Source organism: Yoonia maritima (assembly GCF_002933395.1).
In the GTDB taxonomy this organism is placed as follows: Bacteria; Pseudomonadota; Alphaproteobacteria; order Rhodobacterales; family Rhodobacteraceae; genus Yoonia; species Yoonia maritima_A.
Genome location: NZ_PKFN01000007.1, coordinates 352934 through 366404, shown reverse-complemented (window position 1 = coordinate 366404; position 13471 = coordinate 352934). Strand labels below are relative to the sequence as shown.

At 53.3% G+C, this 13471-nt stretch carries 14 protein-coding genes; 7 read left to right on the top strand and 7 right to left on the bottom strand.

Annotated features, from left to right (window positions below):
• Window positions 1–84: 84 nt before the first annotated feature.
• Window positions 85–300, bottom strand: coding sequence for a hypothetical protein (locus CYQ09_RS03205; protein ID WP_106743996.1), 216 nt, complete (start codon window positions 298–300; stop codon window positions 85–87).
• Window positions 301–487: 187 nt separating this feature from the next.
• Window positions 488–1732, bottom strand: a complete 1245-nt coding sequence (locus CYQ09_RS03200) for a sarcosine oxidase subunit beta family protein (protein WP_106743995.1) — start codon at window positions 1730–1732, stop codon at window positions 488–490.
• 203 nt (window positions 1733–1935) lie between these two features.
• On the opposite strand from CYQ09_RS03200, the gene ccmI reads away from it, so the two are divergent.
• Genes ccmI through CYQ09_RS03185 form a run of 3 tightly spaced genes read left to right on the top strand, consistent with a single transcriptional unit; the run spans window position 1936 to window position 3856 of the window.
• Window positions 1936–3129 (top strand): c-type cytochrome biogenesis protein CcmI, encoded by a 1194-nt coding sequence (gene ccmI, locus CYQ09_RS03195; protein ID WP_106743994.1) that lies wholly within the window; start codon window positions 1936–1938, stop codon window positions 3127–3129.
• On the top strand, window positions 3126–3602 hold the full coding sequence (gene ruvX / locus CYQ09_RS03190; RefSeq protein WP_106743993.1) for a Holliday junction resolvase RuvX: 477 nt from the start codon (window positions 3126–3128) through the stop codon (window positions 3600–3602). The genes ccmI and ruvX overlap by 4 nt, the downstream gene beginning before the upstream one ends.
• Window positions 3599–3856, top strand: a complete 258-nt coding sequence (locus CYQ09_RS03185; protein ID WP_106743992.1) for a DUF1289 domain-containing protein — start codon at window positions 3599–3601, stop codon at window positions 3854–3856. Before ruvX ends, CYQ09_RS03185 begins: the two co-directional genes overlap by 4 nt.
• 81 nt (window positions 3857–3937) lie before the next feature.
• Here CYQ09_RS03185 and CYQ09_RS03180 read toward each other — a convergent pair whose 3' ends face one another.
• The 4 genes from CYQ09_RS03180 to CYQ09_RS03165 all read right to left on the bottom strand — a co-directional run bounded on the left by CYQ09_RS03180 (window position 3938) and on the right by CYQ09_RS03165 (window position 7923).
• Window positions 3938–4732: an alpha/beta hydrolase gene (locus CYQ09_RS03180; protein ID WP_162617555.1), complete on the bottom strand. Its 795-nt coding sequence runs from the start codon at window positions 4730–4732 to the stop codon at window positions 3938–3940.
• Between the two features lie 151 nt (window positions 4733–4883).
• Window positions 4884–5954, bottom strand: a complete 1071-nt coding sequence (locus CYQ09_RS03175; protein ID WP_106743990.1) for an ABC transporter ATP-binding protein — start codon at window positions 5952–5954, stop codon at window positions 4884–4886.
• A 62-nt stretch (window positions 5955–6016) separates the two neighbouring features.
• Window positions 6017–7144: a hypothetical protein gene (locus tag CYQ09_RS03170; RefSeq protein ID WP_106743989.1), complete on the bottom strand. Its 1128-nt coding sequence runs from the start codon at window positions 7142–7144 to the stop codon at window positions 6017–6019.
• Complete coding sequence (locus CYQ09_RS03165) at window positions 7144–7923, bottom strand: SDR family oxidoreductase (RefSeq protein WP_106743988.1); 780 nt, start codon at window positions 7921–7923, stop codon at window positions 7144–7146. Before CYQ09_RS03165 ends, CYQ09_RS03170 begins: the two co-directional genes overlap by 1 nt.
• Window positions 7924–8017: 94 nt before the next feature.
• Here CYQ09_RS03165 and CYQ09_RS03160 point away from each other — a divergent pair, with 94 nt between their 5' ends.
• Window positions 8018–8980 (top strand): Hint domain-containing protein, encoded by a 963-nt coding sequence (locus tag CYQ09_RS03160; protein WP_106743987.1) that lies wholly within the window; start codon window positions 8018–8020, stop codon window positions 8978–8980.
• On the opposite strand, the gene CYQ09_RS03155 is transcribed toward CYQ09_RS03160, so the two are convergent.
• Window positions 8977–9588, bottom strand: coding sequence for a hypothetical protein (locus CYQ09_RS03155; protein WP_106743986.1), 612 nt, complete (start codon window positions 9586–9588; stop codon window positions 8977–8979). The two genes, CYQ09_RS03160 and CYQ09_RS03155, sit on opposite strands and share 4 nt — an antisense overlap.
• Window positions 9589–9674: 86 nt before the next feature.
• Here CYQ09_RS03155 and CYQ09_RS03150 point away from each other — a divergent pair, with 86 nt between their 5' ends.
• From CYQ09_RS03150 to CYQ09_RS03140, 3 genes are all read left to right on the top strand, one after another.
• Window positions 9675–11270, top strand: a complete 1596-nt coding sequence (locus CYQ09_RS03150; protein WP_106743985.1) for a peptide chain release factor 3 — start codon at window positions 9675–9677, stop codon at window positions 11268–11270.
• A gap of 147 nt (window positions 11271–11417) precedes the next feature.
• Window positions 11418–11849, top strand: a complete 432-nt coding sequence (locus tag CYQ09_RS03145) for a hypothetical protein (protein ID WP_106743984.1) — start codon at window positions 11418–11420, stop codon at window positions 11847–11849.
• A gap of 169 nt (window positions 11850–12018) precedes the next feature.
• Window positions 12019–13467, top strand: coding sequence for a DEAD/DEAH box helicase (locus CYQ09_RS03140; protein ID WP_106743983.1), 1449 nt, complete (start codon window positions 12019–12021; stop codon window positions 13465–13467).
• Window positions 13468–13471 lie beyond the last annotated feature (4 nt).

The following is a 13471-nucleotide window of genomic DNA, read 5'->3' as shown; positions in this document are numbered from 1 at the left end:
AGGGTCAGTCCAGTGAACCAAGCGCAAAAGGCGAACGCATTGCTGCGCCCGCCTTTCACGACTTGGGAAGAAGTAAGTGAGGAGTTAGTGAGTGGTTGCCCCTGATGATGGGACAGGTGTGCCGTCAAGTGTAGACACCGTAATAGGGTAGATCGGTGCAGGACCGTGGGGAGCGGCCTGTGCCGAGGCTTGGCCCATCGCGAAAATGACGGCAAGCATCCCAGCAAACGCGATGCCCACGCCGAAAAAGAAAGAAAAACCGCCGCGACTGCGCCGAGGTTTTTTGGTGAAATCAAGCATGTCGCATCTCCTTGCTGTGATGCGTCTACTTTGCTGATCCCACGGCACATTGAAAGATAAGCGAAATTCCCCGCGAAATTTTGGCTATTCACAGCCGAATACTCAACCACAGGTAAGCCAAAACCCGCCGTGCGGTTTATGGATGCCATAGGAATGCCGTTTTTTATGAATGACGGATTATGCGTCATCAATGCGCTACCCCGGCAGCGACACTTTCATCAATGAACTTGCCTTCGCGGAAGCGGAACATGCTGAATTCGTCGGTCAGTGGTGATTGTCCTTTGGCCATCAGTTCGGCCATGGCCCAGCCTGATCCGGGGATTGCCTTGAACCCGCCAGTCCCCCAACCGCAATTCACAAAGATGCCATCGACCGGGGTTTTGGATAGGATCGGCGAACGGTCACCCGTCACATCCACGATCCCACCCCACTGGCGCAACATCTTAAGCCGCGAGATCATTGGGAAGGTCTCGACCAAGGCGCGCACGGTTTCCTCGATATGGTGGAACGACCCGCGCTGGGTGTAGTTGTTATAACCGTCAGTACCGCCGCCAATGACCATCTCGCCTTTGTCGGACTGAGACATATAGCCATGGACGGTGTTCGCCATCACAACGACATCCATACAAGGTTTGATCGGCTCTGACACCAGCGCCTGAAGCGCGACTGATTCCATAGGCAACCGGAAACCGGCCTTCTCGGCAAGCACACTGGCGTGGCCAGCCACGACCATGCCCAGCTTATCGCAATCAATCGGTCCCTTGCTGGTATCGACACCAACGACTTTGCCGTTTTCTTGGCGAACGCCAGTTACTTCGCATTGCTGAATGACATCCATGCCCATGTCGGAACAGGCACGCGCATAGCCCCACGCGACCGCATCGTGGCGGGCAGTACCGCCACGTTCCTGATACAAGCCGCCCAAAACCGGGTAGCGCGGACCGTCGATATTCATGATCGGGCACAGTTCTTTGACGCGCTTTGGACCGATCCACTCGGTCTTAACGCCCTGCAACGCATTCGCTTGCGCTGTCCGCTGATAGCCACGAATTTCGTGCTGGGTTTGCGCCAACATGATCACGCCACGCGGGCTGAACATGACATTATAGTTCAAGTCCTGCGACATCGTTTCATACAGGCTGCGCGCCTTTTCATAGATCGCTGCAGATGGGTCCTGAAGGTAGTTCGACCGAATAATCGTTGTATTCCGACCGGTATTCCCGCCACCAAGCCAGCCCTTTTCCAAGATCGCAACATTCGTGATGCCAAAATTCTTACCAAGGTAATAGGCGGTCGCCAGACCATGGCCACCTGCCCCAACGATAATTACATCGTATTTCTTCTTGGGTTCACGCTTGGCCCAGGCCCGGTCCCATCCGGTGTGCTGGCGCATAGCTTCGCGGGCGATGGCAAAGGCGGAATAACGTTTCATGCGATCATCGATTCCCTAGTTTGGTCAGATCCTTGGCTTACATTCTATCTGTATGCATCCCAGAACCAAGAGGATACTATGTGCGGCGTCTGACCGTCATTTTACGACATAGGGCATTTCGCCTCAGTCGCCAGCATGCAGCAGCCCCTTTTCAGCAAGGCCCCTGACCGCTATGTCAATCCGAACGCTATCGGTGGAATATAATGATTTTTTGGCTAATTTGCGGACTACTAACCATAGGTGTCGCGGGTATTTTGACCGCGCCAATGAAACGCGCGCCCTCTATCAATACTGAAAACCCCGATATTGCAGTGTATAAGGCCCAACTTTCCGAAATCACACGCGATCTTGAACGTGGCGTTTTGCCCGCTGATGAAGCCGAACGCGCCCGCGCCGAGGTCGCACGCCGCCTACTAGCCGCAAGCAAGTTAGAAAGCCCTGCGCAAACATCAACGCAATCGCGCCCGATGATTATCTATAGCTGTGTCGCGTTGATCGCAGTATTGGCGTTTGGCATTTACGCAAGCCTTGGCGCGCCCGGATATGGTGATCTACCTCTTCAAGCACGTCTTGCAGCCAGCCAAGACATACGCGCGAACCGCCCCTCACAAGCAGAACTTGAAGCAAACGCCCCTGTAGCTGCTCCGGTTGAAGCGCCCCAAGAGTACCTTGATGCAATTGCAAAATTGCGTGTCATCGCACCCACACGCCCCAACGACACAGAAGTATGGTCGCGCCTTGCCTTTCACGAAGCAGAACTGCGTAATTTTGCAGCGGCGGCACGTGCCCAAGAGCGCCTGATTTCGATCACAGGAAACGCATCAACGGATGATTTACAACGCCTTGTTGACCTGCAAGTCGCCGCAGCCAACGGCCTGATTTCACCCGAAGCAGAAACGACCATCCGTCAAATACTGGGTCGCGACGAGCAAAATATCGCAGGGCGTTATTACCTTGGTGCGTTGTATAATCAGACCGACCGCCCTGATTTTGCCTATCGACTGTGGCGCGACATTGCTGAAAACGGCGACGTTCAGAATTTTCATGTCGCGTCAGCGCGTTCTCAAATAGAAGACGCCGCGTTCCGCGCAGGTGTCGATTACACCCTCCCCGAAGTACGCGGCCCATCCGCTGCCGATATAGCAAACGCCCAAGACATGTCACAAGCTGACCGTGACGCCATGATTGCCGGCATGGTCGCAAGCTTATCAGCGCGGCTTGCAAACGAAGGCGGATCACCATCAGACTGGGCACGACTAATCACAGCATACAGCGTATTGGGCGATCAGGACGCAGCACGAGGCATCTGGGTCGAAGCACAAGATGTATTTGGTGCGAACGACGCAGCAATGGAAGTGCTGCGCAACGCAGCAGAGCAAGCAGGAATACAGGAATGATCTGTGAGACGCCTCAGGAATTCGCCGCAGCCATCCCCGACTTCGGGGCGATAGCAGGGCTGGACTTGGGAACTGTCACAATCGGTGTTGCCGTATCCGACCTGATGAAGAACGTCGCCACGCCGCTTGAAACCATCAAACGTAAGAAATTTGGCGTCGACGCGGCAAAGCTGCTTGAGATAACGACGGCGCGCCAGATCAAGGGGCTTGTTTTAGGGCTACCGATGAATATGGACGGGTCAGAAGGGCCACGCTGCCAAGCAACACGTGCGTTTGCGCGCAATTTAGAACGCCTCACTGATTTACCAATCACCTATTGGGACGAGCGCCTGTCCACGGTCGCGGCCGAACGCGCCTTACTGGAAGCTGACACATCACGTAAACGGCGCAGCGAGGTCATTGATCACGTGGCCGCCGGATATATTCTACAAGGCATGTTGGATAGGCTCGCCAATCTAAGGAACGCATCATGAGCGGACCAGATGATACTGACGGCATTTGGTCACGTAATGAAATCGAAAGCCCATGCATTAAAATTTGCGTCATTCACCGCGAAAGCAGGCTCTGCACTGGCTGCCTTCGGAGCATCGATGAAATCGGATCATGGTCACAAATGACACCCGAAGCCCGTCACCAAATCATGACAGATTTACCAAGCCGCGCCGGCAAAATAACAAAACGACGCGGTGGACGCGCAGCAAGAATAAGCAAAGCGCGTATCACATAAATCACATTTTGGTCGCCGGTTCGAAGTGACTTCCAGCTGGTCGGGGCAAAGCCTCATTAGCTGTTATAAAACTGAACACGGCTATGCCGCATTCACACCACTGAATTCACGTACTTTACCAATCATACGCGCAAAGGCTTTATGGCGTGCTTCATTTGGTGATAGGCTCCAAGAACCATGATGGTTCTGGTCCGACAACATCAATTCTATTGTCGAATTTTTACTCGCAAGATCGATGATAGGCTGAGAGGGTACTCTTGGGTCTGACGGATTATGGAGAGCAAACACCGGAGTGGTCACCAGTGGTGGCGTTAGAGAATACGCGTATCCGCCAGAACAGGATATTACGCCTCCTACTTCTTGCTTAGTCATTTCAAGCAACGGAGCAAGATAGACCACGTTTAATGCAGTGATCGCCCCAGCTGAGCTACCCCCCAAGACAATCGGCCCAGAAAATCCATATTCGTCTCGCTTACCCTCAAGCCAAGCCAAGAAAGCGACCGCATCTTCTAAGGCTGCCATCGCGGCGGCACCACGGAAGTTGGCCGGGAAATCAGGACGCGCATAAGCCTTCATCGCCTCAAGGCCCTCCCGCGACAGATTTGTTAAATCTCTTGGACGTGACCTTAACCTGTACTCAGGAAAAACGACGGAAATGTTAGATGCCGTTAACCAACGCGCCATGATCCGGTGATTTTTGTGCAAAATGCGTCCGGTTTTGAAACCACCCGAATGAAGCCAAACAAATACTGGCGATGGACCGGCACCTTTTCCCTTGAAGTAATGCATACTCAAAGAAGTGGGCTTTCCCCTTACGTTTGCATGTCTGAAATCTTCGATAATGTCAGGTTGATACCCCACTTCCGCGACAGACATAGCAAATAAACCCTTTTCTAACCCACTATAGCCCCACAGCGACTGCCGGGCTTACTCTCTATAAATTAAAATACGTATCATTGGCGACCCCCGAGATTCTGCTAGTTCAGGGCCTGATACGCCCTCATAACTTCGTGCTAAATAGCCATTATCAATGTGGAAACACAAAGCATCGATCACGCCGGATCATCAACCACAGGGGTGTCCCCGGCTTTGGCAAAAACACAGATGGAACGGTCGCTTTCAGCACGGAACCATCATGATCCATCCGAAACTCAACAAGGCTTGATGCGCCAACAAACCGTGCGCGTTCGACAACGCAGCGCGCAGGCGTACCATCCACTGCAGTTGGGTTGGGGCCACGCCCATCGCGATCAAAGTCAATTTTCAAGTGTTGGGGGCGGATAACAATATCAACAGCCGTACCATCGGGCACACCCGGCGCAAGAAACTGGCCGAAAGGTGTTTCAGTCAAAGCGACCTTAACTTCACCCCGTATAACATTGATATCGCTGAAAAATGCTGCTGATTTTAAATCTACTGGCGTGTTGTATATATTATACGGTGCGCCTTGCTGAACAATTTTACCGTCCCGCATCAGCGCGATTTCATCGGCCATCCGCATCGCTTCGCCGGGTTCATGTGTAACAAGTAAAACTGCGGTACCTTCGCCCTTCAATACTTCGAGCGTTTCATCCCGAATATCGTCGCGTAGGCGGTCATCCAACCCCGAAAACGGTTCATCCATCAACATGATCCGAGGACGCGGCGCCAACGCGCGGGCTAACGCGACACGCTGCTGTTCACCACCAGACAACTGATGCGGGTAGTCGTCAATGTAGCGCGCCATGCCCACTTTGTTCAAAAGCTCTTGCACGCGGGCACCAACGTCACGGCCTTTTCTTAAACCGAAAGCGACATTTTGCCCTACGCTAAGATGCGGGAACAGCGCAAAATCTTGGAACATTAATCCAATTGACCGTCCCTCGGGCGGCACCCGATGAATCGTATCGCACACTAACTGCCCATCGACATGGATCGTGCCGGTATCTTGCATTTCGACGCCTGCGATAATGCGGAGCGTCGTTGATTTGCCACAGCCAGACGGCCCCAAAAGACAGGTCACTTGGCCCGGCATCACTTGAAGGCTGACATCATCGACAACCTGACGGCCACCAAATGATTTGACAATATTTTTGATCTCTAGGCGGGGGGCTTGCATAAAACGGGCTTTATCCCTGACTGACACATTTGGGGTTTTCCGCACCTAACAAGCGATGCGGGTTAGGGCAAGCTTCGCAGATCGAAATCAAGGCTTTGTACAACACGCCCGTTAATTTGACAGTGAATACGATGTGCACCGGGATAAAGACGGAACGTGGTCGCGTCCCCTTTGAACTTGTGTTTCTTCGTGATTGATACAGTCTGCCCCGCTTGGACTTCCAACTGCTTAAGCTTAAAAACCTTTGGCGCGGTCTTGCCGTTCGATTTCACAAAATCGATCACATAGTCGACGATCAACGGCGTGTTCTCTGCGGCAGTTATATTAAGTGAAACGTCAACGGTGTCGTCGATAGTCACGACGTTAGGCGCAATAGAAAAATCAGACACCGTCACGTTCGCATTTGGCGCATATCCAAGATGCACCATAGCTGCCGGATCACCCGATTTAATCAAGCCACGCAACGCATGTTTGCGTATCCAATCAAGCTCGAGCTTTTTCTGCCCATGTGCTGCTTGCCATGCCTCTAGACGGTCAATTACCGCAGCACCGTCATTTTTTGTAATGTCATTCAAATGGTTTGCTACCGATCGTGTCACAAACCGCGTACTGTCACCGTAAAGCTGATCCAAAAGCGGCAAAGTTTGATCACTGCTAAGCCCGATCCCCTGCCCCCATGGCAGCTTTGGTCTGGTTCCTTCGGACACCAGACGCCGAACATGATAACTATCGTGGCTGACCCAATCCTGCATCCGCTCCAGCGTCGCGGCCTCATGAGTGTTTAAAAACGCCCGAATTGAAAACTCCATCGAAAACCGCTGCGTAATTTGCTCAAGCAAATAGAGGCTTCGCTCGTGATGATTTTCAATACCCTGTGTTTCGACATACACCCCTAATGGTGCATAGATGAAATGGCCAAAATCATCGTCCGTTTTTGTTGGATCTAATGCGGGAGGCAGCGCAGCTAAAATGGCGTCTGACGCCGCATTAAAATCATCTGGCAAATATCCGGCCAATACGTCAGCCATCATATTGATACGTGCCTTTAGCTCTAACGGGGCGATTTGCGCCATCACATCCGTCACAAAGGGGGCGGCATCAAAGACGCCCGCCTTTTCAAAATGATCGCCCAACCGACCAACAGTATCGGCGTTGAACAGTTGATCCTTTAGACTAAAGCCCTGCGCCATCAGATCGTCGCGTTGATCGCGCCACCATCAACGACGAGGTTCTGACCAACAATAAACCCGGCATGCTGCGAACACAAAAACGCACAAGCCGCGCCGAATTCGGCTGCAGTACCGTAACGGCGCGCTGGGATCGTTGCCTCGCGCTGCGCCTTTGCGGCAGCGATATCGATACCTTGCGCCTTTGATACGCCGGCATCTAGGCTCGCGGCGCGATCGGTGGCATGAATGCCCGGCAGTAGATTGTTAATGTTAACGCCATGCTGCGCAACCTGACGCGATGTGCCAGCAACGTAACCAGTCAACCCAGCACGGGCTGAATTCGACAGGCCCAACTGTGGAATCGGCGCTTTGACCGACCCAGATGTGATGTTCACGACGCGTCCCCATCCACGATCAATCATACCCGGCATCAGCGCTTTCATCAGCGCAATTGGCGCAAGCATGTTCGCATCTAATGCTGAAATAAAATCGTCGCGATCCCAGTCTGACCATACCCCCGGGGGCGGCCCACCAGCATTATTAACCAAAATATCAACATCACCCGCCGCAGCTAAAAGCGCAGCGCGCCCGTCTTCGGTAGACACGTCAGCGGCAACAGTCGTGACAGACACGTCGTACTTACGACGAATCTCGGTCGCGGTCGCCTCAAGGGCTTCTGCCCCACGTGCGTTTAGCACCAGATCAACACCAGCCTCGGCAAGCGCTTCGGCACAGCCACGCCCTAAACCTTTTGAAGAAGCGCAGACAAGCGCGCGTTTACCTTTGATGCCAAGATCCATGGGGTGTCCTCCGAATATGATTTACCAAAGACCTAACACTCCGGCCGCGCCGGGTCTATTCCATTCACTGGCATACGCGTGTAGCTAGTAAAGTATGACTGACCATGCACTTAGCGTTGAGATTTATAAGGCCGAAAATTTCACGGCAACCGAAGGTGTGCGCATCGGCGACACAATGTCATTTGCCGACGACTTGGTGATGGACGATATCTACCGGCTACATCCGAATGCACGTAGCTTGGATTTGTCGCTCCTTGATAACGGTGAGTCGCTGCGCCGTGCAGATGGCGCGCATAATCTGGTGCATATCGATTCTTGCTTGACGATGATCGCACCTGACGGCGGCACGCAAGAGGCGCTTGTTTTGGTCGAAGTCTCGGATGATATTGCAGAGGCAATCTATATCCTCCCGCTAGGGGAATTTGTGGTTGGGACGGATTACAGGCTCATCGGCATCGAACGGCACTCCGCGACCACCCGGTTTGCGCAGGCGGCTGGCGGATCATTTGCACGCGGTACATTGATCACAATGGGCAGCGGTGAAATGCGCCCGATTGAAGATCTTGTTGCTGGGGATCAAATACTGACACGCGATAGTGGGCGACAGCCGATTAAAATGGTTGGCCAATGCACGTTGCGCGCCACAGGTCGCTTTGCGCCTGTCGTCATCACCAAAGGCGCGCTGCACAACGAAAACGATTTGGTGGTGCGCCCCGATCATAGATTATTGGTCTATCAACGCGAAGACTATCTTGGCGCAGGACGCGCAGAGGTGCTGATCAAAGCGCGTCATCTTATCGACAACACGACTGTGCTTCGCCGCAAGGGAGGATTTGTCGACTATTTCCAATTGGTTTTTGACGAACATTACATCATCTTTGCCGAAGGAATCGCAGCAGAGTCTCACCTGCTTGATCAACGAAGCCGAAGCGCCCTTGCACAAAACGGTGCGTTGCAAAATCATACGCCACGCAATCACCAAGGCTATGAAATTCAAGGCAACCTTGTGCCAAAGCTTGATGTCGCCAACCTATTGCGCCGCGCATCGACAGGTTAAGGTGCGCCTGCGGTTTCACCGACGATAATAACTGTCGCATCAACCCAAGCACCGTTATATGTACTCTCTGGCTCGTAATCGGCAGCAGCAATTGCCGATACCGGATCACCAAAAAACGCACCGTTCATCGTCCCGCTTAACGTCAATGTGTCGCCTGCGGCCTCAAGAGCCCCACCGTAGCCGAGCGAGATGCCATCACCGACAGACCCGCCATCGATAACAATATCACCACTGTAATCAGTGACATCCCCATCAGCATTCGTTCCAAAAAAACGATCCAGCCCGCCCTGCACCGAATGGTCATCAAAGCCCACTATGATATTCGCATCGCCATACAGAACAAGAGGCGTGTCCGGATTTTCAACACGGATCGTAGCGAAACCCGCAAATTCCGCAGTCCCTGTAGCGGGCAGCATATCATCTGGGGTAACGGACATACCGATGGCCCCGACACTTAGGTCCCCCAACACACGCGCATTCAAAGCATCATACCGATCGATCCGGGCGATACGTGGGTCAATCCCGCTTCCGGGGCTTTCGCCGCCGCCCCCGCCACAGCCGGCCAACAAGATAATACAGCAAAATAGAATGTGTTTTAGATAGATCATCTGGACAACTTAGGGAGCAAATCCAAAGCAATCGTTAAGCGTAGTGTGGATTGCCCTTTGTTCTGCAACCGCATAAAGCATCTGCCATGACAAATCGCCCTGAACTGCCCGCAGAAATTGCCCGCCGCCGCACCTTTGCGATTATTTCGCACCCGGATGCCGGTAAGACGACATTGACCGAAAAATTCCTTTTGTATGGTGGCGCCATTCAAATGGCGGGCCAGGTGCGCGCAAAAGGTGAAGCACGACGGACCCGTTCTGACTTTATGCAGATGGAAAAGGATCGCGGGATTTCGGTTTCGGCATCAGCAATGTCGTTTGATTTCGAAAAATACCGTTTCAACCTTGTTGATACGCCCGGTCACTCTGACTTTTCGGAAGATACCTATCGCACGCTGACAGCCGTGGATGCTGCGGTCATGGTGATCGATGGTGCCAAGGGTGTTGAAAGCCAAACGCAAAAACTGTTCGAAGTCTGCCGTTTGCGCGACCTGCCGATCTTGACCTTTTGTAACAAAATGGACCGTGAAAGCCGCGATACATTCGAGATCATTGACGAAATCCAAGAAAACCTTGCAATCGACGTGACGCCTGCGTCATGGCCGATTGGCGTTGGCCGTGAATTCATCGGTTGCTACGATATCTTACGCGACAAGCTCGAACTTATGGACCGTGCGGATCGCAACAAGATTTCCGAAAGCATCCAAATCAGCGGCTTGGACGACCCCAAATTGGCGGAACACGTCCCTGCACACCTGCTTGAAAAGTTCCTCGAAGAAATCGAGATGGCCAAGGAACTGTTGCCGGCACTTGATCCAGAGGCACTACTGAACGGTTCAATGACACCGATCTGGTTCGGGTCTGCAATGAACTCGTTCGGGGTTAAGGAATTGATGGATGGCTTGGCCACCTACGGCCCTGAACCACAAATTCAGTCCGCGCAACCGCGCAACATCGCCCCAGAAGAGACCAAAGTCGCTGGTTTCGTGTTCAAAGTTCAGGCGAACATGGACCCTAAACACCGGGACCGCGTGGCGTTCGTACGCCTTGCATCCGGTCACTTCCAACGCGGCATGAAGCTAACGCACGTACGTAGCAAAAAGCAGATGGCGATCAGCAACCCTGTGCTGTTCCTAGCAGCCGACCGTGAATTGGCCGAGGAAGCATGGGCTGGTGATATCATCGGCATCCCGAACCACGGACAGCTACGTATTGGTGACACATTGACCGAAGGCGAAGAAATTCGCGTTTCTGGCATTCCGTCTTTTGCGCCTGAACTTCTTCAGTCGTGCCGCGCGGGCGACCCGATGAAAGCCAAGCACCTTGAAAAGGCGCTGATGCAATTCGCCGAAGAGGGTGCAGCAAAGGTATTCAAACCGACATTTGGGTCCGGTTTTATCGTGGGTGTGGTGGGTGCGCTTCAGTTCGAAGTCCTCGCTAGCCGGATCGAGATGGAATACGGGCTGCCCGTGCGGTTTGAACAATCACAGTTCACGTCCGCACGCTGGGTGTCCGGCGGCAAAGATGCGGTCGATAAATTTGCGAACGCAAACAAACAGCATATCGCGACCGATAACGACGGTGACACGGTATTTCTAACCCGCCTACAATGGGACATTGACCGCGTGGGGCGCGACTATCCAGACGTCGAACTGACCGCGACTAAGGAAATGATGGTCTAAGCACAGTGCGCGCCCGATCCGGCGCGCACGCGATAGTGAGTTGGCACAGCAAAACCCCGCTGCCATAGTAAAATCAAAGTTGTTTAATTCATCGGTATTCCGGTAAACTCTTCGTATACAGTTCAACGCATCAAGCACGAGACGAACATGAAAAATGTAAGCACGACCGCTCTAACTGTTGCCCTATCCACAATCACAACAGGTGCTTGGGCGGATGACTGGGATTTGTTGCGCGGGATCACCGTCGATGAGGTCGTGACGGACACATCATATCAGGTAAACAAAACTTTCCCTGCTGCGATCCAGAACGGGCGTGAAGGGATGGTTTTGACTGGCTACGCTGTGCCTTTAACTCCGGGTTCCGATGTACGTGAACTGGTGCTTGTTTCTGATATTGGGTTTTGCCCATTTTGCGGTGACCCAAGTCACGGGGCGAGCGTCCAAGTTTCACTTGAAACTGCCGTTCCAGGACTTGAAGAGGGCGCACGCATTACGCTGCGCGGTGACATGACACCCATTCATGACCCCCAGACGTGGAACGCGGCAATTTTGAAAAACGCGGTTATCATCGAATCCTAAAGCGAGCCGAACTGACCACGACCTAAATATGGTCATTCTGCGCTTCGCTTGACCCTAAGCATGTTTTTCGGTATGCGCTCAGTCGACGATATTGGTCGTCGACGCCGGGGCGCTGGGGAAATTGCGTCCTTTCACATATGCGGATCGAACCCGCACACTTAGGACGCACATGACGAAATTCTCAGACTTGAACCTTGATGCCAAGGTTCTAAAAGCTGTCGCCGAAACTGGCTACGAAACACCGACCCCTATTCAAGCTGGGGCCATCCCCCCTGCCCTTGAAGGCCGCGACGTACTGGGGATCGCCCAAACCGGCACCGGGAAAACGGCAAGTTTCACACTCCCAATGATCACGTTACTAGGTCGCGGGCGTGCACGTGCCCGCATGCCACGTTCGCTTGTTCTTGCTCCGACGCGGGAGCTCGCGGCACAGGTTGCCGAAAACTTTGACGCCTATGCCAAATACACAAAACTGACCAAGGCGCTGCTGATCGGTGGCACATCATTCAAAGACCAAGACAAGTTGATCGACAAAGGTGTCGACGTGCTGATCGCGACCCCAGGTCGCCTGTTGGACCACCTGGAACGCGGCAAACTGATCCTCACGGACGTAAAGGTCATGGTCGTGGACGAGGCCGACCGGATGCTCGACATGGGGTTCATCCCCGACATCGAAGAAATATTTAAGCGCACACCGTTCACACGCCAAACCCTCTTCTTCTCGGCAACAATGGCACCTGAAATTGAACGGATCACCAATACATTTCTGTCCAACCCTGCCAAAGTTGAAGTCGCGCGCGCAGCCACGACCAACACCAACATCAAACAAGGTGTTGTGGTGTTTAGCGGATCTGACAAACGCAAAGAACCATCCGAAAAGCGCGCACTTTTGCGGGCGTTGATCGACGTCGAAGGAGATGCATGTTCCAATGCCATCATCTTTTGCAACCGAAAGTCGGATGTCGATATCGTCGCTAAGTCATTGAACAAATATGGTTATGAGGCTGCGCCGATCCACGGTGATTTGGATCAAGCTCATCGGACGCGTACCCTCGAAGCATTCCGCGACAACAAGCTACGGTTCCTCGTGGCATCCGATGTTGCTGCACGTGGCCTCGATATTCCTGCTGTGACGCATGTGTTCAACTTTGATGTGCCAAGCCACGCCGAAGACTACGTACACCGCATTGGCCGTACGGGCCGTGCCGGTCGTACTGGCACGGCAATCATGATCTGCGTGCCACGCGACGAAAAGAACCTTGCTGATGTCGAAGCGCTCGTAAAGGAAGCGATACCACGTCTCGAGGCACCGAAAAAGGCAGCCCCTGCACCATCTGTCGCCCCCGAGGCAAGCGAAGAGGCAGAAAAACCAAAACGTGTTCGCAGGTCACGCAGCCGCAAGTCGGATCAAATGCTAGAAGACGCGAAGCCCGAAGTAAAAGCCGACGCGCCAAAACCTGAAGAAAAGCCCAAGCGCGAACAAAAGCCACGCGAAGAACGCCCCCGCAACAACCGCGGCCGCAACCAACCGCGCGACAACGGCCCAGCTATTGTCGGCATGGGCGACGATACGCCAGCGTTTATTGCGCTTAGTTTTGAAGAACGGGCAAAGACATAAAATA